Origin of the sequence: Martinezella lusitana (assembly GCF_014207095.1) — a bacterium.
Taxonomy (GTDB): Bacteria; Pseudomonadota; Alphaproteobacteria; order Rhizobiales; family Rhizobiaceae; genus Rhizobium; species Rhizobium lusitanum_B.
Window position 1 is genome coordinate 228,970 of record NZ_JACHBG010000005.1, and the last position, 22,372, is coordinate 251,341.

Below are 22,372 nucleotides of genomic sequence, written 5' to 3' on the forward strand. Positions count from 1 at the left end.
TAATACACCCTCGCATTGTTTACATCCGAAACCGTAAGCCTTCGAGCGGGTTTCCTTTCACCTGCCTGAAATCCAGCCGTCAGGCCGCCATCGGACATGCCGATAGCGCCATCGGTTTTCTCCGTTTTCGCTCCCCGCCCGTCTCTGACAAATCTCCCCCTGCGGTCATCAGCTGTAGGAATGAAAAACATGACAATAAAAGATATAGCGAACTCAAGGGTTTTGATTGTCGGCGGCAGTTCGGGAATGGGCTTGGCGCTGGCGAAGCAATCGCTTGCCGCCGGAGCAGACGTCATCATCGCCGGAAGGAATGCGGAAAAGCTCGGCCGTGCCAGCGCGGAACTGTCGTATCCGGCACTATCGACGGTGACGATAGACATTTCTCGTGAAGCGGAGGTAGCCGCCATGTTCGATCGCATCGGCACGGTCGATCACATCGTGAGCACCGCCGCCGACATCGAGGGAGCCTATGAACTCCTGCCCAACATGGACTTGAGCGCCGCCCAAAGGGTCGTCGACAGCAAGTTCTTCGGCCCGCTGCTGCTGGCGAAATACGGCGCGCCCGCACTGTCGCCCTCCGGCTCCCTCACCTTCACCTCCGGCATTGCAGCCTATCGCCCCTCGGCGCGCGGATCTGTCGTGGCGGCAATCAATGCCGCGCTGGAAGGGCTGGTTCGGGCGCTTGCGGTCGAACTGGCGCCGATCCGTGTGAATGCCGTATCGCCCGGCTGGGTCGACACGCCCATCTGGGCATTCGTTGCCGGCGATAAAAGAAACGAGACCCTGGATGCCATGGCCAAACGGTTACCGGCCGGACGTGTCGGGCAGCCCGAGGATATAGCCGACGCCATTGGCTATCTGATGGGCAACGGCTTTACGACTGGAACTGTGCTGCATGTCGAGGGCGGGCATCGGTTGATTTAACCGATGCGAAGCCTTCGCTTGCAGCCGCCAGCAGCAACTTCAGCGGCGGCGGCTGCACGCGCCGACGCCGCCAGATCATGACAAGCGGAACGGTTTGCGACGGCCCAGGCCAACGCAGCTCGTTGATCTCACCGCGATCAATGGCATCGGCGACGCCAAGGCGCGGCACCAGTCCCATGCCCGCCCCCGCGGCAACCAGCCTCGCGATCGCGCCGATGCTCCCGGCCTCCGCGGCGAGCCTCGGCGGCGCCAGGCCGGCGTCGGCAAAGGCCTTGTCGAACATGGCTCGATAAACGCATCCAACCTCGGTTGCCAGGAAATCCATCGCGGCAAGCTCGGTCAGATCCGGCTGTCGCGCGTCAAAGGCGCCGCCTTTGTGCGCCACGAGAACCAGCGCTTCCTTGGCAACCGCACGCTTCACAAAACGCTCATCAAGACCGCCACCATCGAAACAGAAGACGACGTCGAGCTCGCCGGCTTCAAGCTTGCGCATCAACTCGCCGGTTCCCGCGATCTTCAACCGAAGCGCAATGTCCGAATGAGTCGCCTGAAAGCCGGCTAGCCATTCCGGCAACCGGACGGAGGCAATGGTCTCAAGCGCACCGATGGTGACAGTCCCCTTCTCGGAACCGCCCGCAGCGGCAATGGCTATCCGCGCCTCATCCGCCAGCACGAGGATTTCCTCGGCGTAGGAGGTCAGGACCTTACCGGCCTGCGTCAAATCCAAGCTTTGCCGCGAGCGGACGAAGAGTTCGGCGCCGAGCTCCGCCTCCAAGCTCTGCATCTGATCGCTGACACTCGATTGCGCGAGGTGAACCTCCTCGGCAGCGCGCGTAAAGCTTCTGTTGCGGGCGACGGCGAGGAATGTCCTGAGAAGTCTCGGATGCATCAATCAATACCGTAGTGATGTCGCAGTGGGCGACGCGAGGGCCGACAGTGTAGAGCCCGGACTTGGGCTACGAAAATGCCAGTCCCGAAGAGCTTGAGCGATAACATGGCAAGCGCTTTTCCAAAAGCAGATCAGATTGTCTCCCCGCTCAAATGGCATCAATGACGACAAGCAAAAAGTTGTTGTTCAGCACATTGTCAATTATAAGTTGATTTTGATAATTCTTATCAGACTGCTTACAGCCGGTCTCGGGGCGCAGCAGCCGTTAAAATATGGATGCCAACTCAATAGCTGGCAAACTTGGTAAATTGAAAATTATAACTTCATTCAGATGGATTAGCATATGGAAGTATTGATATCTCTCGTGCTTTCCATCATCGTTTATTGTGTTATCTCATTACTGATCTTCGGTAATATATATACCTTCATTGCACTTTCTCTCACATTTGCGGATCGACTTGGCATTCCGTTCGAGGGAATTGTGCTGACCGCAACTGTTGCGTTCGCCACGCTCATAACCTCTCGCACGTTCATGCCTTGGCTTGGTGCGGTTTTTCGCCCGCCCGTCTTTCTTGCGGTAGGGATGCTTCTGGGTGTGTTCTCAGTCGGAACCTATGCAGATTGGAAGAGAAGGGAGGCGATCTTCGAATTTCAGCCGGATCTGGAACTTCAACACTCATTTTTCGATTCCATTCGCGAAGTACCCCGCGAATTTCAGTTTTACGTCCATTCCGCTGCTCTAAGACATTGCGTGCCATACATCTGGAGCTACAGCCGCATGGCCTTGGTTGAATTGAAGCCAGATGTCGCCGTCAACGTACTGCCGGCAGACTGGATCGAAAAATGCGGGATCAAACGGACACATTAACTTCGCCACAACTCGGCTGGATATGCCGCACTCACCGCGGATGAGAGACGCCTCCGGCGGCGAATGATATTCGCCGGCATCTCGTTCTCACCAAAAATCGCCACAACTCCTTCTTTGAGAAAAATATTCGCATTTGCCGCTTTCTTTCGCAGTTTTCTACGCTTTCTCGATGCGGTATTTCTGCAATGTATGCCGCATTGATCGAAACCGCTCTCAAGAAACGGAAGAAAACGATGAACTGGTTGAAGACTGTTGCCGCCGCCGCCCTCGTGCAGGCCGCGCTTCTCGTGCCCGCCCATGCCGGCGACAATCTCAAGGCGATCCAGGCTGCCGGCGTGCTGAAGGTTGGCACGGAAGGCACCTATGCGCCCTTCACCTATCATGACGAGAGCGGCAAGCTCACCGGCTTCGATGTCGAGATCGCCGAAGCCATCGCCTCGAAGCTCGGCGTCAAGGCGCAGTTCCTGGAAGGCAAGTGGGACGGCCTGATCGCCGGCCTCGACGCCAACCGCTACGACACCGTCATCAACGAAGTCGGCGTCACCGATGCCCGCAAGAAGAAGTATGACTTCTCCGATCCCTACATCGCCTCCAAGGCCGTGCTGATCGTCAAGGAAAGCAACAGCGGCATCAAGGACTTCCCCGATCTGAAGGGCAAGAAGGCTGCACAGTCGCTGACCAGCAACTTCGGCAAGCTCGCCACCGAGTCCGGCGCCGAACTCGTCGGCACCGATGGCTTCGACCAGTCGATCCAGCTCGTGCTGACCGGCCGTGCCGACGCCACGATCAACGACAGCCTCTCCTTCCTCGATTTCAAGAAGCACAAGCCGGATGCGCCGGTGAAAATCGTCGCACAGCAGGCCAATGCCGATTATTCCGCCGCCATCATCCGCAAGGGCGAGCCAGAACTGCAGGCTGCCATCAACAAGGCGCTGGCCGACATCAAGGCTGACGGCACCTATGGCAAGATCTCCCAGAAATACTTTGGACAGGACGTTTCGAAGTAAGGGGAATAGGCAGAAACGCTAAATTGTGAAAAAGATGCGTCCGGGGACATCTCCGGACGCATTCTCTTATGGAAAGGTCGCTTCTGCGTGGAGCACTGGTTGCAACTGATGTGGGAGTCTTTGGGTACGCTGCTTTGGGCAGGGCTCGTCTTCACCATCCCGCTCACATTGATCACCTTCATTCTCGGCTTGCTGCTCGGCCTGCTCACGGCCGTGACAAGGCTATTCGGCCCGGCACCGCTGGTGGCCGTTGCGCGTTTCTATGTCTGGGTCATTCGCGGCACACCGCTCCTGGTGCAGCTCTTCGTGATCTTCTACGGCCTGCCGAGCCTCGGCATCCTGCTCGATGCGTTCCCGGCCGCCGTGATCGGCTTTACGCTCAGCGTCGGAGCCTATACGTCCGAAATCATCCGTGCCGTCATCTCCTCCGTACCGAAGGGCCAGTGGGAAGCCGCCTATTCGATCGGCATGAACTGGCGCCAGGCCATGAGCCGCACCATCCTGCCGCAGGCAGCCCGAGTCGCTGTGCCACCGCTGTCGAACACCTTCATCTCGCTGGTCAAGGATACCTCGCTCGCCGCCGCAATCACCGTGCCGGAGCTGTTCCAGGCCGCACAACGCATCGTGGCGACGACCTATGAGCCGCTGATCCTCTATATCGAGGCCGCCATCATCTATCTCGTGCTCAGCACCTTCCTGTCGACGCTGCAGGGCTACCTCGAACGCCGCTTCGCCCGCTCCGGCGGCACGCTAGAGGAGGCAAGGACATGATCGAGCTGTCGCATATCGAAAAACGCTTCGGTGACAACGTCATCCTGAAAGATATCAGCCTCGTCTTTCCCGAAGGCACGGTGACGGCGCTCGTCGGTCCCTCGGGAGGCGGCAAGAGCACACTGCTGCGTTGCATCAACCTACTGGAGATCCCAACCGCCGGAACGGTCCGCATCGGCGATGAGGCAGCCACCTTCCAGCCGGGCAAGAAGCCTGCTTGGCCTGAAATCCAGAAGATCCGCCGCCAGACCGGCATGGTTTTCCAGAATTTCCAGCTCTTTCCGCATCAAACCGCGATCCAAAATGTCATGGAGGGCCTGACGACCGTGCTGCGCTGGCCGGCCGACAAGGCGCGCGCCCGCGCCGTGGAACTTTTGACCAAGGTCGGCATGGCGCACAAGATGGATGCCTGGCCCTCGACGCTCTCTGGCGGCCAGCAGCAGCGCGTCGCCATCGCCCGTGCCCTTGCTCCCACGCCGCGCGTGCTGCTCTGCGACGAACCGACCTCGGCGCTCGATCCGGAACTGGCGGCTGAGGTGGTCGACGTTCTCGGCAAGCTCGCCAGCGAAGGCACCACCATGGTCATGGCAACACATGATCTGCGCCTCGCCTCGAAGATCGCCAACAACGTCGTCTTCCTGGAAGCGGGCAGCATCGTCGAGACCGGCTCCTCGCGCAACATTTTCGGCGCGCCGGCGCAGGAGCGGACCAAGCAGTTCATCTCGACGCTGAATGCCGGCCACAGCTACGACATCTAGTATCGCCCATTAGAGTGCTGGCTCCGGAGAATAAGCCGCGCATTGACCATGCGCGGCTTTCCGTTTAGCTCTAATGCCCATGAACACGGCATTGGTTCTCGTAGTGGTAGGAAGGCGCATGGGCAGGATGGTGTAACCATCCGGCGAAAGCACCCATGTGCGGTAAGCAGGCTCCTGACGGGGCCTTTTTTATTGCCCGAAATCCGGGCGGCGCCTCGTCAGATCTCCCTCAACCTTCCACCTGGACGACGGACAAGGCCATGACGCGCACCGAAAGCCGCATCGACCATTCATCCAAGCAAGCCGTCGACGACCCGACCAAGGCAAGAGCCGCCGCGCAGCCGCGGCTGACGACCCTCATCCTGCTTTCCGCCCTCGCTGTGTTGCCGGTCAACATGATCTTGCCATCGCTTCCAAAAATATCGGCAGCATTCCATGCCGACTTCGCCCTCGTGAACCTCTCGGTCGCCGGCTTCTCCATTGTCACCGCGTTCCTGGAAGCCATCGGCGGCGCGATATCGGACCGTTTTGGCCGTCGGCCAGTTGTCCTGACGGCGCTCTCGGTCTTCATCGTCGCATCGATCGGCTGCATTCTCGCTCCGAGTATAGGCATCTTCCTGTTATGCCGCATGATGCAGGCGTGCATCGGTCCTTGCTACTCCGTGGCGCTCGTCATCATCAAAGAGACATCAAGCGATCGGGAGGCAGCCAGCAAATTCGGCTATCTCGCCATGGGATGGGCACTGGCACCGATGGTCGGCCCGCTGTTCGGTGGCACGCTGGACCAGCTTTTCGGCTGGCAGGCAAGCTTCGTCGTTCTCGCAATCCTCGGCATTGCTGCCTTTCTTCTGTCCCTGCGCGAACTGAAAGGATCGAGGCCGCCATTGTCGGGAATGGGCAGCAACTATCTTGCCTCCTATGGGCTGCTTCTGCGCTCAGCGCGGTTCTGGGCCTATACGCTCTGCATGGCCTGCTCGATGGGTGTGCTGTATGTCTTCCTTGGTGGAGCACCGCTCACAATCGGCGACACACTCGATGACTCGAGCGCCAAGCTCGGATTTTACATGGGCCTCGTTCCCGCTGGCTTCATCCTTGGCAGCTACCTGGCTGGCCGCTATGCAGCAAGAATCCGGATCGGCATGATCCTGGTCACTGCCCGGCTTCTGACCTGCATCGGCCTGGCGACCGGGCTCGCTTTGTCGCTGTCGGGCGCGACGCATGTTCTGGCGCTCTTCGGCCCCTGCATCTTCATCGGCATCGGCAACGGGCTGACCATGCCGGCCGCCAATAGCGGCGCGATGTCGGTGCGATCAGATACGGTCGGGACAGCTGCGGGGCTTGCCGCCGCCATGCGGATATCGGGTGGCGCGCTCATAGGCTCCATTGCAGGATTGTTCCTCGAACGATCGCCGATGATCCATACCCTGTTCGCCCTGATGCTAATTTCAGCCTTGCTCGCACTGCTGGCTGCATTCTGGGCCGCCATCATCGAAAAACGGGTTAGCTGACGCACAACTCTAGGCGCACGCTCCGACGCGCTTACTCATGAACGAGAGGAGCATCGTTGATGCGGCCCCTCGCGATCAAGGATATATCAAACTGGCAGAAGCCTATAGCCCGGTGTTTCCCGCACCACCCGGCCGAAGCCGGTGATATGGCCGCCGGCAACGATCCAGCCTTCGCGCGCAGCATCCTCCAGAGCGGCCATGCGGGTTCCAACCGCCTGCGCGGGACCGAGATCATAGGCCAGTCCGATCTTCGGATCGCCGGGCTGCAGATCCCCCAGATGCAAGGTATCGCCCCAGAGAAGCAGGGAACGGTCGTTGCCGCGAAGCAGATAGCCGATATGGCCGGGCGTGTGACCCGGCAGCGGATGCATCTCTATGCCCGGCAGCACTTCGCCTGCCCCGATCCGCCTTATGCGCGGCCCGTAGACGCGTAGCAGCTGCTCGGCAATCTTGAAGCCACCGCGTCTCGCTTCCGGCAGAGCCTCTCGTTCGGCCGGATCGGTGAAAAAGGCCATATCGCGCTCCGATACGAACACGTCTGCATGAGGGAAATATGCCTCGTCACCATCGAACAAACCGAGCGCATGATCGCCATGGATATGGGTGAGCAAGACACCCCGGATTTCATCCGGCGAGACACCCACGTCACGCAGTGCTGCGCGCGCATGGCCGTATTTCGGCCCCCACGACGTGCCCGTACCCGCATCGACGAGAAAGACACCGGCAGGTCCGCGCAGCAGGAAGCAGTTCACATCGACCCGAAGCGTCGGCTTGCCCCAGTTTGCGATTGCGTGCTGCCGAGCGACATCACCATCCGCGTGGATCAACACGTCCGCCGGCGCCTCGAAGAGGCCGTCAAGCAGAAGCGTAACGTCGTACTGCCCGACATGCAGGGAATGATTGGTCATGACTGGCTCCGCCTGAGATTTGCAAAAGAGAAAGGGGCGGATCAGTGAGCCGCCCCTTTCCTCTGTTCTTACCTATGCTCAGGCGCCGTAGACGACAAGCAGATCCTTGGCGTCGATCTGGTCGCCGGCGCGCACCAGCACCTCGGAGATCGTGCCGTCCTTTTCGGCGTGCAGCGCCGTCTCCATCTTCATGGCTTCGATCGAAACCAGCACGTCGCCGGCCTTGATCGCCTGGCCGGGCGAGACGAAGACGGTGGAGATGACGCCCGGCATCGGCGCGCCGACATGGGCCGCGTTGCCGACATCGGCCTTGCGGCGAACAGCGCTGCCGGAAGCGCCATGGGCACGATCCGGTACCTTGATGCGGCGCGGCTGGCCGTTGAGTTCGAAGAACACAGTCACCATGCCCTTCTCGTCAGTCGCGGTCATTGCCTGGTTGACGATGACGAGGGTCTTGCCCTTCTCGATTTCGGCAAAGAGCTCGTCGCCTTCCTTGAGGCCGTAGAAATAAGCCGGTGTCGGCAGCACCGAGACCGGACCATAGGTGTCGGCCGCAAGTGCATAGTCGGTGAAAACCTTCGGATACATCAGGTAGGAGGCGAACTCGAAATCGTCGACCTTGCGCTCGAGCTTGGTCTCGATGACCTTGCGCTCGGCATCAAGATCGGCTTCGGCGAGCAGCGAGCCGGGACGGACGGTATAGGGCTTGTCGCCCTTCAGCGCCTTCTTCTGCAGCGCTGCCGGCCATCCGGACGGCGGTTGGCCGAGATCGCCCTTCAGCATGGAAACGACCGAATCCGGAAAGGCGATATCCTTGGCCGGGTTTTCGACATCGGCAACCGTCAGATCCTGGCTCACCATCATTAGTGCCATGTCGCCGACAACCTTGGAGGACGGCGTCACCTTGACGATATCGCCGAACATCTGGTTGGCGTCGGCATAGGCCTGCGCCACCTGGTGCCAGCGGGTCTCAAGACCGAGCGAGCGGGCCTGCTCCTTGAGGTTGGTGAACTGTCCGCCCGGCATTTCGTGCAGATAAACCTCCGAAGCCGGTCCCTTGAGGTCGCTTTCGAAGGCGGCATACTGGTGGCGAACGGCTTCCCAATAGAAGGAGATGCGGCGGATCCATTCGGGATCGAGGCCCGGATCGCGCTCGGAGCCTTTGAGGGCTTCGACGATCGAGCCGAGGCAAGGCTGCGAGGTATTGCCCGAAAGCGCATCCATCGCCGCATCCACGGCGTCGACGCCGGCATCGACCGCAGCCAGCACGGTTGCGGCTGCAATGCCCGAGGTATCATGCGTGTGGAAGTGGATCGGCAGTCCCGTTGCCTCGCGCAGCGCCTTGAACAGCACCTTGGCAGCCGCCGGCTTCAACAAGCCGGCCATGTCCTTCAGCGCGATGATATGGGCGCCTGCCTTTTCCAGCTCGACGGCGAGATCGGTATAATATTTCAGATCATATTTCGGGCGGGCGGAGTTGAGGATGTCGCCGGTGTAGCAGATCGCCGCCTCGCAGAGCTTGTTCTCCTCGGCAACCGCATCCATCGACACGCGCATGTTCTCGACCCAGTTCAGGCAGTCGAAGACGCGGAAGAGGTCGACGCCGCCTTGGGCCGCCTGGCGGACGAAATATTTCACGACGTTGTCGGGATAGTTCGTATAGCCGACGCCGTTGGCGCCGCGCAGCAGCATCTGGAGAAGCAGGTTCGGCGCACTCTCGCGGATCAGCGACAGACGCTCCCACGGGTCTTCCGTGAGGAAGCGCATGGAAACGTCGAAGGTGGCGCCGCCCCAGCATTCCAGCGACAGGAGCTGCGGCAAAGCGCGCGCATAGGTGCCGGCAACGCCGGCGATGTCATAGGTGCGCATGCGGGTCGCGAGCAGCGACTGATGGCCGTCGCGCATCGTCGTATCGGTCATCAGCACGCGCTTTTCGTTGCGCATCCATTCGGCGAATTTCTGCGGTCCGAGCTTGTCCAGCAGCTGTTTGGTGCCATCCGGAACAGCGCTATCGATATAGGGCACCACCGGCTGGGCAGCCTTGGGCGACGGCGCGGGACGGCCGCGCGCTTCGGGATGGCCATTGACGGTGACATCGGCAAGATAGGTCAGGAGCTTGGTGGCGCGGTCCTGGCGCTTGACCTGCTGGAACAGCTCCGGCGTCGTATCGATGAACCGCGTCGTATAGCTGTTGTCGCGGAACTTCGGGTGCGTGATGATCGCTTCGAGGAAGGTAAGGTTGGTTGCAACGCCGCGGATGCGGAATTCGCGCAGCGCACGGTCCATGCGGGCGATCGCCTCCTGCGGGTTCGGCGCCCAGGCCGTCACCTTCACCAGCAGCGGATCGTAGTAGCGGGTGATGATCGCGCCGGTATAGGAGGTGCCGCCGTCGAGGCGGATACCGAAGCCCGAGGCCGAACGATAGGCGGTGATGCGGCCGTAATCCGGGATGAAATTGTGCTCCGGATCCTCGGTCGTCACACGGCACTGCAGCGCATGGCCGTTGAGGCGGATGTCTTCCTGCTTCGGAACACCCGATTCCGGCGTGCCGATGGCGAAGCCGTCGAGGATATGGATCTGCGCCTTGACGATATCAATGCCGGTGACGACTTCGGTCACGGTATGCTCGACCTGGATGCGCGGATTGACTTCGATGAAGTAGAATTTGCCGGTATCGGCATCCATCAGATATTCGACGGTGCCGGCGCCGACGTAATTCGTGGCTTCGGCGATCTTCAGCGAATAAGCGGCCAATTCCTGGCGCTGCGCCTCGGTGAGATAGGGCGCCGGCGCGCGCTCTACGACCTTCTGGTTACGGCGCTGAACCGAACAGTCGCGCTCGAACAGGTGCACGACGTTGCCGTGCGTATCGCCCAGGACCTGACTTTCGACGTGGCGGGCGCGCTCGACGAGCTTCTCAAGATAGACTTCGTCCTTGCCGAAGGCGGCCTTGGCTTCGCGCTTGGCCTCCGTCACTTCCTTGGCAAGATCGGCCTCGGAGCGGATGACGCGCATGCCGCGACCGCCGCCGCCCCAGGAGGCCTTGAGCATCACCGGATAGCCGATTTCCTCGGCCATGCGGGCAACTTCCTTCATATCCTCGGGCAGCGGCTCGGTTGCCGGCACGACCGGCACGCCGACCGAGATCGCCAGATTGCGCGCCGCGACCTTGTTGCCGAGCTGGCGCATCGTGTCGGCGCGCGGGCCGATGAAGATGATGCCGGCGGCATCGCAGGCATCGACGAATTCGGGGCTTTCCGACAGCAGGCCGTAGCCGGGATGGATGGCATCGGCGCCGGAAAGCTTGGCGACGCGGATGACTTCCTCGATCGACAGATAGCTCTCGATCGGTCCGAGATCGCGGGCAAGATGCGGGCCGCGGCCGACCTGATAGCTTTCGTCCGCTTTAAAGCGATGCAGCGCGAGTTTGTCTTCCTCGGCCCAGATGGCCACCGTTTTTATGCCAAGCTCGTTGGCGGCGCGGAATACGCGAATGGCGATTTCGGAACGGTTGGCTACCAGGATCTTGGAAATAGGCAATGCAGTCTCCTCACGGCATCGGAACGGGCAATGCTGCACCCGCGAAGAAAATTCTTAACTTCTTGTCACAAGAAGTGTCAATTTCTCCGATCGTCGGAAATCGAAATTATTGCCGCTACGGAATAAGTCCGTTTCTGAAAGCGATGGCGACAATGTGCTGCCGGTTCTTTGCCTTCAGCTTGTCCTGGATGCTGTTCATGTACCAATCGACGGTGTGGTTGGAGATGACGAGCAGGCGGCTGATCTCGATCGAGGTCATACCTTCGGCAAGGTGGCTCAGCACCTCCATCTCGCGCTTGGTGAGCTTCGCATCGACATTGGCGGCCTCTTCGAGAGACTGCGCCTCGTCGCGCAGCTCCAGCAGCCGCCAGAACGTCTTTCTGGCCACGGCATCGAAGAGAGACAGCTCCGTCGGGGACAGGTCCACCGCATCGCCGCCGATCGTCATGCTGCCCAGCAAGCCGTTGCGCCCATGAATCGGGAAGATGTAGCCGTCGACCAGGCCGTTGGCACGGGCGTCCGCCATCATCTGCTCCATCCGCCGGCGCAGGGGATCGCTCTTGAGCGCGGTCATGGCATCACGCCAGCGGAACGGCCGCTGCGCCCGGCTAAGATGGCGTGCGACCGGATCGACAAGCATGTATCGCTTGTTCTGGTAGGTCAGCGGCCATTTCTCCGGCCAGCGACCGGCCAGCATGAAGCGCCCAAGATCGATGTTTGGCCGCGGCTGCTTCAGCAGGCCATAAAAATCGAACTTGTAGGAACGAAGCACCAGCTCCAGTTCTGCAACGACATTCTTGGCAAGCTTGCATTCCTCAATGACCACAAGCAGTTGTAATAACGAATGGATATTCACATCTACCCCTTGGCTTTGCAGCCTGAATTGCTGGCGCCTGGACATTCTCATCGATGTCTCGCCTGGCCTAAAGCGCGTCCAATCGCCGGCAACATACTCAGACCGGAACAAAATTAAACGCTTTTGGCGAAATTTTTATCATTCAACCTTGGATGGCAGATCTTGCGCCGCATGGCAACGCAACACCAAGGTGGCCTCAAGGTGTCATATTTTAACCAAAACCGATAGGGTCAACGACATAGGCTCGCGCGCATGACGCGAAAAATCGCTTTGAAAAACAGTGTCGGATTCCGTTAATCGCCGGTTCAGGTAGCGATCTGTAGCATCCCAGCATTCCGAGTTTTGCCGATGCAAAGAGGGTGCCAGACGTGTCACTGTTCAAAGTCTATGCGAGAGCCCTGAAGTATCTTGGCGCGTATCGTTATCGCGTTTGGATGGTCGTGATCGCAAACATCGCCTTGGCGATGACCACCATCTACGAACCGGTTCTGTTCGGCCGCATCTTCGATGCGATTGCCAAGAAAGAAGCCGTCACACCGACCATGATGCTGTGGGCCGGCTTTGCAGTCTTCAGTGCAGTCGCCTTCATCGTGGTGTCCCGCGAGGCAGACCGCCTTGCGCATGGCCGCCGCGCATCCCTGCTCACCGAGGCATTTGGCCGCATCATTTCGATGCCGTTGTCCTGGCACAGCCAGCGCGGCACGGCGAGCGCGCTGAACACGCTGCTGCGCGCTTGCGAAGCCCTGTTCGGCCTGTGGCTCGAATTCATGCGCAATCATCTGACGACTGCCGTCGCGCTCGTCGTGATGATCCCGACCGCCATGGCAATGGACCTGCGCCTTTCGGCCGTGCTCATCCTGCTCGGCATCTTCTACTGGAGCATCGGCCGCCTGGTCATGAACCGTACGAAGGACGGCCAGAATTCCGTCGAAGGACACTACAACACCGTCTTCTCGCATGTCAGCGATTCGATCAGCAACGTTTCGGTGCTGCATAGCTACAACCGCATCGAAGCTGAAACCAAGGCGCTGAAGTCGTTCACCGAACGCCTGCTGGAGGCTCAGTATCCGGTCCTCGACTGGTGGGCGCTTGCCGGCGCGCTGAACCGCACGGCCTCGACCGTGGCCATGATGGCGATCCTGATGATCGGCACCGTACTTGTCCAGGACGGCAGCCTGAGCCTTGGCGCGCTGATCACCTTCATCGCTTTCGCCAACGTGCTGATCGGCCGTCTGGAGCAGCTGCGCAACTTCGCCAACCAGATTTTCGAAGCTCGCGCCAAGCTCGTGGACTTCTACTCGCTGGAAGATTCCGTCCGCGACCGCGAGGAGCCGGCCGGTCTCGCCGAGATCAAGGACGTCAAGGGCGAAGTGGAATTCCGCGACGTATCCTTCGGCTTTGCCAACTCGTCGCAGGGCCTGCACGACATCTCCTTCAAGGTGAAGGCCGGCCAAACGGTTGCTATCGTCGGCCCGACCGGCGCCGGCAAGACGACGCTCGTCAATCTGCTCCAGCGCGTCTTCGACCCGCAGAACGGCCAGATCCTCGTCGACGGTCACGACATCACCAAGGTGACGCGCAAGTCGCTACGCCGCTTTATCGCCACCGTCTTCCAGGATGCCGGTCTGCTGAACCGCTCAATCAGCGACAACATCTGCCTCGGCCGCGAAGGCGCGACGCAGGAAGAAATGATCCGCGCCGCTCAGGCCGCCGCCGCCAACGACTTCATCGAAACCCGCGAAGGCGGTTACGATACCCGCGTCGGCGAGCGTGGCAACAAGCTCTCGGGCGGTGAACGCCAGCGTATCGCGATCGCTCGCGCCATCCTCAAGGACGCGCCGATCCTCGTGCTCGACGAAGCCACAAGTGCGCTCGACGTTGAAACCGAAAACCGGGTCAAGACCGCGATCGACAACCTGCGCCAGAACCGCACGACCTTCATTATCGCCCACCGCCTGTCGACGGTTCGCGAGGCCGACATGGTCCTCTTCCTCGACAACGGCCGGATCATCGAGAACGGCAGCTTCAACGAGCTCAGCCAGAGCAACGGCCGCTTCGCCGCTCTGCTGCGCGCCAGCGGCATCCTGACGGACGAAGAAGTCCGCAAGGCATACGCCACGGAAAACGAAGCCGCCTGATCTTCGCAAGGGGCCCAAGATCGAAGCCGGGAGAACGACGTTCTCCCGGCTTTTTGCTGTCGAGGCTTTGAGCCTGGCGATGATTGTCAGGCAGGGGCGACACCGGGTTCGATGTATGCCCCCCTCACCTTAAGCCCATATGGCCCTCTCCTCGTTGAAACGGAGAGAGAGAGTTTACCGCGTGAGACCAACGTCTTCAGTCGTCAGCATATGCGAGATGGTGCTGCAAACACGGAATAATCCCCTCTCCCTGCAGGCAGGGAGAGGGTTAGGGTGAGGGGCTTTGTCCGCGAGAAATTTGCGCCCGGAATACACGGCCACCCTAAACAAAGAAAGGCCCGGCGGGAAAACCGGGCCTTTCCGCTTTCTGATCGGAGGTCAATTCGATTGAGCGACACCAGGAGTTAGCATCGGCGCCCAACCGGGATCGGATCAGAATTTGCGCTCGAAACGGAGTACGCCAGCCCACTGGTCGCGATCGGCAGCATCCCAGTTCGTGTAGGAGACTTCCGGCTGGACCAGCAGATCCTTGACCGGGCGCCAGGCAACATTGGCGGTCGCGGCGAAGATCTTCGAGTCGGTGTAGGCAACCTGAGCATTGGCCTGCAGCTTCGGGGTCAGCTGATAGCTGGCACCGGTCCAGAAAGCCCAGTCGCCCCAGCCGCAATCGGCACCGTTGGTCGGGCAAGCGGAGCGGTTGCTGTTGAGGTAAGAGCCGGCATACTTGTTCAGCTTGTCGCCGTCGGTATTCCAGCCGCCCATCAGGAAGGCCTTGAAGGCGCCGAAATCGGCATCGACACGAGCCTTGATCGCGCCCTCTTCGACGACGCTGTCATAGCCGCCGATGACGCGGAGCGTCCAAGCACCCGTCTTGTAGCCCGCACCGAGAACGACGTCCGGAGCGTAGTGGTTGCCCTTGCCGGTCTGCCAAGCGCCGCCATAGGACGAGGTATCACCCGACGAGTTGGAATCTTCCACCGAGATCACAGCGGTGAAGCCGTTGCCGGCATCATACTTATAGGTCAGCTGGTTGAGTTCCTTCGGGCCGTCATAGATGACATCGTCGTTGATGACGTTGCCGGCATAGCCCATGTAGGAATTGTACTGCGAGTCCGCCTTACCGACGAGGAAGCCACCGAGGCTGATATTGGCCCAGAGCAGCTTCGTGCTGGTCGTGTTGCCGTCGTTCCAGTCCCAGCGGACGACCGTATTGGTCTTCAGCGGACCGTATTCGGTGTCGGTCGCGGTGTCGACCGATAGCTCTGCGCGGGTATGCCAGAGCGTGCCGTTCTTGCTGCGGGCGTTGTAGGCATCGTACCATTCGCCCTCGGTACGGACGCGACCGCCGACCTTGAGGCAGGTTTCCGTGCCGGGAATGAAGAAGTAGCCGGGGCCATAAGCATCACAAATGCGAACATATTGAAGCGGTTCCGGCTCGGCGGCCACGATGGCGTCAGCCGCCTGCGCACCCGATGCAGCTGCCAAAGCGGCGGCCGAACCGAGAAGAAGACTTCTGATATTCATAGATTACTCCAATTCAGTATCGATTGGACATGAGCTATCGCGCCGAGAATTCGACGTCCGCACCCATTTCCCTATTTTGACAAATCCCCACGAATGCGCGGCTATCCCCCTTGGAAAAGCCGGCGACGCGATGGCGGCACTTCCCGAGCGCCGTCACATCGACGATATAACAATTAAATTTTGCACAACAAGATTTTGGGCACTTAAATTTCCGCCACGATGCGGCGCAAATATTTCGCGTTGCAGAAAAATCACGTCACACTTCCTTCGTGAAAGCGTCACAAACATTACTTCAAGGAAATCAGATGGTTGAGCCGCGCCATATGCGCGGCTGCCTTGAAGGCTTTCTCAGGGGCGCTTTGCAACAGGAGCAACCATGGTCGCCGCTCCCTCCGGTATCTTTGCAGAACGCTGACCGGCAGCCTGAAGCCGTCTGTTCTCGAGATGATAGGCATAGAGGAACTGCGCAGTGACCCCGATGACGACATAGATCGCACCGACGACAGGGCTCTTGTTTGTCACGTAGAGAAGAACCTGACCGGCCATGGCGAGGATCGTGCCCGCAACGAAGATGTTGAGCGAATGCCGCCCAAGGATCGTCAGCGGATGATGGGCGGTACGACGCAGGAACTGCGAAATCGCGGGCACGCTGACGATCAGATAGGCCAACGCCAGCACATGCAGCAGTCGCGGCAGCGACAGGAAGGTCTTGTCGAAGCCGGTGATCACGGTCGGCAAGCCCAGCATCGCCAGATAGTCGCCGAGCACCCAGAGCTTGTCCGTGACCCAGACGAAAGACACGAAAACATAAACAGCGGCGAGTGCGATCAAGGCCGGATGGGCGGATATCCGGCCGCCCTTCTTCACGTGCATGCAGGCGGCAAAGCCGATGACGAACAGGAACTGCCAGGACAGCGGATTGAGGAACCAGAAGCCTTCAAGCAATGTCGTGTGGGGCGCGATGTAGTAGATACCGGACACCAGCCAAACGCCCGCGGAAACCAGAAGCAGCAGCAACGGACTCCTCGCCTCCAGCAGCATGATCAACGGCAGCATCAGAAACAGGGCGGCGTACATGGGCAGGATGTTGTTGTAGCCGATCTGATGTCCAAGCGTGAGCAGCGCCGGAATACCGCCGGCCGGGTCCATGAGCAGGGCAAGGATATTCACCTCGCACAGCAAGCCCTTCTGCTGGAATATCCACGCACCGGAAATGAACAGCACCAAGGTCACGAAAGTCGTGATCATATGCGCGGTATAGAGCGTGAATGCGCGCCTGACCGCCTTCCACGCCACAGACAGCCGGTTGCCGGGAGAAAACCGGGTTCCGTAGGCAAGGCCGACCGATATGCCGGAGATCAACACGAAAGCTTCGGCGCCATCTGAAAAACCGAAGTTCTTCGAGGTCATGAATTCGAAAATTTGCCCGGGCACATGATTGATGAAGATCATGATCAGAGCCAAGGCTCTGAGGACATCGAGCCGCGTATCCCTCTGAGACATCGGCTTCGGCAGAGTGATCTGCTTTGCCGTTGCCGGGCCGATATTCGCCCTTGAGCTCATGAAACTCTCCTGTTCCGTCAATCAAATGCGATCGAAGCCAAAGAGTTCCCTCCTTGCCGTCGAACGACGACGCAAAACAGTGCAGAAATGCGACTGTCTAATCGGCCGTCCCTCCTGGAAGGGATAACCGCCTGTAAATTACGATGACCGAGTATCCCGCCGCATCGGGCGCTTTTGAGACGGAACCAGACATTTTCCGCCCGGCGGTTCAATGTCCACCGAAAAGCCATCCCATGTCTAAGGCAGTATCGGCGCAACATGGCGTCTGCCATCGTGATACAAAGCCGAAAATGCCTTCGATCGCGACGCGATGCCATCCATCGGCGGATCCTGCACGTCAGGACCTGCCGCCACGGCGGTCATTCTCTCACTACAATAGATATCAGCCGCCGCGAGTCGGGGCTTTACACGATCGATATCGCCGCAATCACGATCGCGTGCAAGGCCGGTCGGGCTTGCATATCGAGCAGAAACCGTTCTTTTCGACAGGATATGGCCGCTTCGCACAAAGTGAGCGAAGCGCTTAAAAGGCGCGGCACCGACAATCCCGCCGGCCACGCCTTCAATGCCAGTTATGTTGGGAACTAAGTAAGACGAAGACGACCGATACTGGAACGCTCAGATCGCCTTATCCGCAAGCGGCTTCGATCAGACCACGATGCCGCAAACAATAGCCGCGACAAACAGGAACGCCGCGGAAAACAGCACGACGTGAACTGCCGTCTGAATCTTCTGCCGCGTCTTCGCAGCCCGCTTGGAACCATCGAACTGATTCACATGCGCATTCGAAATGCCCAAATTCGCCATGTGTTGCCTCCGTTCGTTTTTCTTTATGCGTCTCGTGTCGAACTCGAAACAGACATTCATACATTTCCTATCAATTAGGTAGAGATGAATTTCTGTCCAGAAGATCGCTCGAGAAAAAATAAACCACTGGATTGCTGGGGCTCAAAAGATCGGCACAGCCAAATCAGCAAAGAATGCGTCGAGCCCAAATCAAGCTGCGCTCTATGGCGCTTGCATCGGCAGCCTGCTCTTCGGCAGGTCCGGCCTGGCGGCGGCACTTGTCATCGGAAAGGGAGGTAGACCGCGCACCTTCCTGCTTCGCCGGGACCGGCGGATGAAGATAGCCCATGGTCATGCCACCCATGAAAAACATACCTGCCTCCACTTGCGTGTGACCCATGATCGGGATCACGAAAGTTAACCGCCATTAACGAGATCATGACAGAATTGCGGCAGGTGTCAATAGTCTATACGATTGGTCGTGTTTCAACGGTGCGCTCACCACGCCGTTCCGGCAAAGGCGAAGCGGCTGATTTCCGTCAGGAATTCCATCAAAACAAGCAGTTAAAGCGACCCCGCGATTTAGAGCACGATGCCGAAAAGTGTTAGCGGTTTTCGGACGACATCACGCTCTACTTATTTGATTCTAGGGCGGATTCAGATTTTAGGTCGAACAGACCTAAAATCATCCGCCTCTAGTGAAACGCTGGGCCGCTTTAAGTTAACAGGCTGGTTGAAATCGTCCGCTCAGGCGCGGACGAAGCCCTTACTGGCAACCATGAGATTGCGCGTATAGTCTTCCTTGACGTCGCCGGCTGCCAGCTCTCTTGCCGTCAGCCTCTCGACGACTGCGCCATTGCGCATGACGGCGAGACGCTCGCACATATGGGTGACGACGCCGAGATCGTGGCTGACCATGACGAAAGTCAACTGACGATCCTTGCGCACCTGTTCGAGCAGATTGAGCACTTCGGCCTGTACCGAAGCGTCGAGCGCCGACGTCGGCTCGTCAAGCAGCAGGATCGACGGCTCGACGATCAGCGCACGGGCGATGGCGACACGCTGACGCTGACCGCCAGAGAGCTGATGTGGGTAGCGAAAACGAAAACCGTTTCCGAGGCCCACTTCATCGAGCGCCCTGGCAATTCGCGTCTCCGCGTCACCGATCCCGTGGATCGACAGCGGCTCCAGCAATAGCCTGTCGATCGTCTGGCGCGGATGCAGGGAGCCATAGGGATCCTGAAACACCATCTGCACCTGGCGATAGAAGGTCTTGCTGCGCCTTGCCCCCTTCAGCTGTTCGCTGCCGACACGGATCGTACCGTCGGTGACGGGAGCAAGGCCTGCCACGGCACGCAGCAGCGTCGACTTGCCTGAGCCGGATTCGCCGACCAGCCCGAAGGACTCGCCCTTGTTCACGTCGACGCTGACGGCATCGAGAGCATAGTAACCGTTATAAACGACGCTGAGGCCGTCAACCGCAAGTGCTGCCGTCATGCCGCCCACTCCGGTTTGCGGTCGAGCACAGGCAGCGGATGCCTGCTCTCGCCGATGACGGGCATGCAGTTCAGCAGGCCGCGCGTATAGGGATGCTGGGCATTGGTAAGCTCCGACGCCTTGAGCTCCTCCACGACCTTGCCCGCATACATCACGAGCACACGATCGCAGAAAGAGGAAACCAGCCGCAGATCATGGGACACGAAAATCAGCCCCATGCCGCGTTCCGACACCAGTTTGTCCATGATCTTGAGAACATCGAGCTGCACGGTCACATCGAGCGCCGAGGTCGGCTCGTCGGCGATCAGCAGCTCCGGTCCGGCAATGAGCATCATGGCGATCATGACGCGCTGGCCCATGCCACCCGAGACTTCATGTGGATGCAGGTCGTAGACGCGGCCGGGATCGCGGATCTGAACGGCCTCCAGCATGGCAAGCGCGCGGTCCCGCGCCTCACCCTTGCTGATCGTCTCATGCGTGCGCAGCGTCTCGGTGATCTGCTTGCCGATGGTCATGACGGGATCGAGCGAATATTTCGGATCCTGCAACACCATGGCGATGCGCTTGCCGCGCAAGGAACGGCGCTGCTTGGCGGAAATCGACAAAAGGTCGATGCCGCTGAAATTCAGGGTGTCGGCACTGACGAGCGCGTGCGGCGGCGTCAGTCCCATGATGGCCCGGCCGGTCTGCGACTTGCCGGAGCCGCTTTCACCGACGATCCCGAGCCTTTCGCGGCCGAGCGTGAAAGACACGCCCCGCACCGCCTCGATGACGCCAGTGCGCGTCGGATAGCGAACCCTGAGATTGTCTACGGTCAACAGCGTTGTCATTGGCCGCTCTCCTTCGGATCGAGCGCGTCGCGCAGGCCGTCGCCGAGCAGGTTGAAGCCGAGGCTGACGATCAGGATCGCGATGCCGGGCATGGCCGCCACCCACCATTGATCGAGATAGTATTTGAAACCGCTGGCGATCATGACACCCCATTCCGGCAGCGGCGGCTGTGCACCGAGGCCGAGGAAGCCAAGGCCGGCGGCGGTCAGGATCACGCCTGCCATATCCAGCGTCACGCGCACGATCACCGAGGAGATGCAAAGCGGCATGATGTGACGGAAAATGATGCGAAGCGACGAAGCGCCCATCAGCTGCACGGCGGAAATATAGTCGGAGTGCCGCACCGTCATCGTCTCGGCTCGCGCCAGGCGCGCATAGGGCGGCCAGGAAGTGATCGCGATGGCAATGACGGCGTTTTCAATGCCGGCGCCGAGCGCGCCGGCAAAGGCAAGCGCCAGTACGAGCTTCGGAAAGGCAAGGAAGATATCGGTGATGCGCATCAGGATCACATCGACCCAGCCGCCCATATAGCCCGACACCATGCCAATGATCAGCCCGATCGGCGCCGATATGATCGCCACCAGAACGACGATGTAGAGCGTCCATCGCGATCCGTAGATCAGGCGCGAAAGAATGTCGCGACCGAGATCGTCGGTGCCGAGAAGATAACCCGGCGTGCCGGGCGGCTGCAGATAGGCATTGGTCAGGTCGCCGATGACGGGCGAGTGCGGCGCGATGACATCGGCAAATGCCGCCACCACCACGAGCGCGATGATGATCAGCAGGCCGAGGACAGCCAGGCGGTTGGCGGAAAATTGCCGCCAGGTGACATAGGCGCGCCCGAGTCTTGCCTGCCGGCGTGACTGCGGCCGATCGGACAGCAGCCAGTCCCGCAAGCTGGGTTGGGTGGTCTCAGCCGTCATTTACGTCGAGTCCTTGGATCGAGAGTCCGATACAGGAGATCGGAAATAAGATTGATGCCGATGAAAACCGTGCCGACGATGATCGTGCCGCCGAGGACGGCGTTCATATCGGCATTGCGCAGCGAGCTGGTGATGTAGAAGCCGATGCCGGGCCAGGAGAACACGATCTCCGTCAGCACCGAGCCCTCGAGCAAGCCTGCGTAGGAAAGCGCGATGACCGTGATCAATGGCACCATGGCGCTGCGCAGGGCATGCCCCCAGATCACCCGCGTCTCGGAAAGACCCTTCGCACGGGCGGCAACGACATATTCCTGGCCCAGCTCGTTCAGCATGAAGCTGCGCGTCATGCGGCTGATATAGGCAAGCGAGAAGTAGCCGAGCAGCGATGCCGGCAGGATGATGTGGCGGAAGACATCCCAGAAGACGTCCCACTGCCCCTGCAGGGCGCTATCGAGCAGGAAGAAGCCTGTGATCGGCGTGAAGGTATACTCATAGGCGATGTCGATGCGCCCGGGATAGGCCACCCAGTTCAGCTTCGCATAGAAGATGACGAGCGACACCATCGCAAGCCAGAAGACCGGTACCGAGTAGCCGACAAGGCCGATGACGCGAACGATCTGGTCGATGAAACTGTTCCGGCGCACCGCGGCCAGAACGCCAAAGGGAACGCCGAACACGGCACCTATGATCGTGCCGACGGTCGCAAGCTCCATCGTCGCCGGGAAGACGCGCTTGATATCGTCCATGACGGGATTGGTGGTCAACACCGAGATGCCGAAATCGCCACTCAGCGCGCTGATCAGGTAGTAATAGAATTGCAGATAGAGCGGCGCATCGAGATGCATTTCGCGCCGCAGACGCTCCAGTACCTGCTGCGGCGCATGGTCGCCGGCGATCGCCAATGCCGGATCGATCGGGATGACACGCCCTATGAAGAAGGTAACGGCCAGAAGGCCAAGATAGGTCGTGACCGCTACGGTAAGAAACCGTAGCAGACCCATGAAAAAGGGGGCGGCACGGCCCTTTTGGGGCCGCACCTGCATTTTCCGTTCGACAGTGCTCAAAGAACTAATCCTGCCGGA

19 protein-coding genes are annotated in these 22,372 nt (G+C 59.8%); 7 read left to right on the forward strand and 12 right to left on the reverse strand.

Annotated features, from left to right (window positions below; all coding sequences use genetic code 11):
* Nucleotides 1-189: 189 nt before the first annotated feature.
* Entirely contained in the window at nucleotides 190-924 is a 735-nt protein-coding gene (locus GGD46_RS13750; RefSeq protein WP_184704672.1) for an SDR family oxidoreductase, read from the forward strand.
* Here GGD46_RS13750 and GGD46_RS13755 read toward each other — a convergent pair.
* Entirely contained in the window at nucleotides 875-1,813 is a 939-nt protein-coding gene (locus GGD46_RS13755) for a LysR family transcriptional regulator (RefSeq protein WP_184704674.1), read from the reverse strand. The genes GGD46_RS13750 and GGD46_RS13755 overlap by 50 nt on opposite strands.
* Nucleotides 1,814-2,156: 343 nt before the next feature.
* Between GGD46_RS13755 and GGD46_RS13760 the strand changes: the two genes are divergently transcribed.
* From GGD46_RS13760 to GGD46_RS13780, 5 genes are all read left to right on the forward strand, one after another.
* A complete protein-coding gene (locus GGD46_RS13760) occupies nucleotides 2,157-2,681 on the forward strand; it encodes a hypothetical protein (protein ID WP_184704676.1) in 525 nt (174 codons plus the stop codon).
* Nucleotides 2,682-2,914: 233 nt separating this feature from the next.
* Nucleotides 2,915-3,688, forward strand: coding sequence for an amino acid ABC transporter substrate-binding protein (locus GGD46_RS13765; RefSeq protein ID WP_184704678.1), 774 nt, complete (start codon nucleotides 2,915-2,917; stop codon nucleotides 3,686-3,688).
* A gap of 108 nt (nucleotides 3,689-3,796) precedes the next feature.
* Nucleotides 3,797-4,459, forward strand: coding sequence for an amino acid ABC transporter permease (locus GGD46_RS13770; RefSeq protein ID WP_210325557.1), 663 nt, complete (start codon nucleotides 3,797-3,799; stop codon nucleotides 4,457-4,459).
* Nucleotides 4,456-5,217 carry an amino acid ABC transporter ATP-binding protein gene (locus GGD46_RS13775; protein ID WP_184704682.1) on the forward strand — a complete coding sequence of 254 codons (762 nt, stop codon included), beginning with the start codon at nucleotides 4,456-4,458 and terminating at the stop codon, nucleotides 5,215-5,217. Before GGD46_RS13770 ends, GGD46_RS13775 begins: the two co-directional genes overlap by 4 nt.
* Nucleotides 5,218-5,477: 260 nt before the next feature.
* Nucleotides 5,478-6,725: a multidrug effflux MFS transporter gene (locus GGD46_RS13780; RefSeq protein ID WP_184704684.1), complete on the forward strand. Its 1,248-nt coding sequence runs from the start codon at nucleotides 5,478-5,480 to the stop codon at nucleotides 6,723-6,725.
* A gap of 86 nt (nucleotides 6,726-6,811) precedes the next feature.
* Here GGD46_RS13780 and GGD46_RS13785 read toward each other — a convergent pair whose 3' ends face one another.
* The 3 genes from GGD46_RS13785 to GGD46_RS13795 all read right to left on the reverse strand — a co-directional run bounded on the left by GGD46_RS13785 (nucleotide 6,812) and on the right by GGD46_RS13795 (nucleotide 12,029).
* Complete coding sequence (locus GGD46_RS13785; RefSeq protein ID WP_184704686.1) at nucleotides 6,812-7,633, reverse strand: MBL fold metallo-hydrolase; 822 nt, start codon at nucleotides 7,631-7,633, stop codon at nucleotides 6,812-6,814.
* Between the two features lie 78 nt (nucleotides 7,634-7,711).
* Nucleotides 7,712-11,173, reverse strand: a complete 3,462-nt coding sequence (gene pyc / locus GGD46_RS13790) for a pyruvate carboxylase (protein ID WP_184704688.1) — start codon at nucleotides 11,171-11,173, stop codon at nucleotides 7,712-7,714.
* A 115-nt stretch (nucleotides 11,174-11,288) separates the two neighbouring features.
* Nucleotides 11,289-12,029 carry a helix-turn-helix transcriptional regulator gene (locus tag GGD46_RS13795; RefSeq protein WP_184705041.1) on the reverse strand — a complete coding sequence of 247 codons (741 nt, stop codon included), beginning with the start codon at nucleotides 12,027-12,029 and terminating at the stop codon, nucleotides 11,289-11,291.
* 368 nt (nucleotides 12,030-12,397) lie between these two features.
* Here GGD46_RS13795 and GGD46_RS13800 point away from each other — a divergent pair, with 368 nt between their 5' ends.
* Nucleotides 12,398-14,167 carry a glucan ABC transporter ATP-binding protein/ permease gene (locus tag GGD46_RS13800; protein ID WP_184704690.1) on the forward strand — a complete coding sequence of 590 codons (1,770 nt, stop codon included), beginning with the start codon at nucleotides 12,398-12,400 and terminating at the stop codon, nucleotides 14,165-14,167.
* Between the two features lie 432 nt (nucleotides 14,168-14,599).
* Here the strand turns inward: GGD46_RS13800 and GGD46_RS13805 are convergent, their stop codons facing one another.
* The 8 genes from GGD46_RS13805 to GGD46_RS13840 form a co-directional block, all read right to left on the reverse strand.
* On the reverse strand, nucleotides 14,600-15,691 hold the full coding sequence (locus GGD46_RS13805) for a porin (protein ID WP_184704692.1): 1,092 nt from the start codon (nucleotides 15,689-15,691) through the stop codon (nucleotides 14,600-14,602).
* A gap of 348 nt (nucleotides 15,692-16,039) precedes the next feature.
* Nucleotides 16,040-17,194 carry an OpgC family protein gene (locus GGD46_RS13810; protein ID WP_246806307.1) on the reverse strand — a complete coding sequence of 385 codons (1,155 nt, stop codon included), beginning with the start codon at nucleotides 17,192-17,194 and terminating at the stop codon, nucleotides 16,040-16,042.
* Nucleotides 17,195-17,902: 708 nt separating this feature from the next.
* Nucleotides 17,903-18,061 (reverse strand): hypothetical protein, encoded by a 159-nt coding sequence (locus GGD46_RS13815; RefSeq protein WP_184704697.1) that lies wholly within the window; start codon nucleotides 18,059-18,061, stop codon nucleotides 17,903-17,905.
* A gap of 163 nt (nucleotides 18,062-18,224) precedes the next feature.
* Nucleotides 18,225-18,413 carry a hypothetical protein gene (locus GGD46_RS13820; RefSeq protein ID WP_184704699.1) on the reverse strand — a complete coding sequence of 63 codons (189 nt, stop codon included), beginning with the start codon at nucleotides 18,411-18,413 and terminating at the stop codon, nucleotides 18,225-18,227.
* Between the two features lie 374 nt (nucleotides 18,414-18,787).
* On the reverse strand, nucleotides 18,788-19,537 hold the full coding sequence (locus GGD46_RS13825; RefSeq protein ID WP_184704702.1) for an ABC transporter ATP-binding protein: 750 nt from the start codon (nucleotides 19,535-19,537) through the stop codon (nucleotides 18,788-18,790).
* Nucleotides 19,534-20,367: an ABC transporter ATP-binding protein gene (locus GGD46_RS13830; RefSeq protein WP_184704703.1), complete on the reverse strand. Its 834-nt coding sequence runs from the start codon at nucleotides 20,365-20,367 to the stop codon at nucleotides 19,534-19,536. The genes GGD46_RS13825 and GGD46_RS13830 overlap by 4 nt, the downstream gene beginning before the upstream one ends.
* Nucleotides 20,364-21,290, reverse strand: a complete 927-nt coding sequence (locus GGD46_RS13835) for an ABC transporter permease (protein ID WP_184704705.1) — start codon at nucleotides 21,288-21,290, stop codon at nucleotides 20,364-20,366. Before GGD46_RS13835 ends, GGD46_RS13830 begins: the two co-directional genes overlap by 4 nt.
* A complete protein-coding gene (locus GGD46_RS13840; RefSeq protein ID WP_184704707.1) occupies nucleotides 21,287-22,354 on the reverse strand; it encodes an ABC transporter permease in 1,068 nt (355 codons plus the stop codon). Before GGD46_RS13840 ends, GGD46_RS13835 begins: the two co-directional genes overlap by 4 nt.
* Nucleotides 22,355-22,372 lie beyond the last annotated feature (18 nt).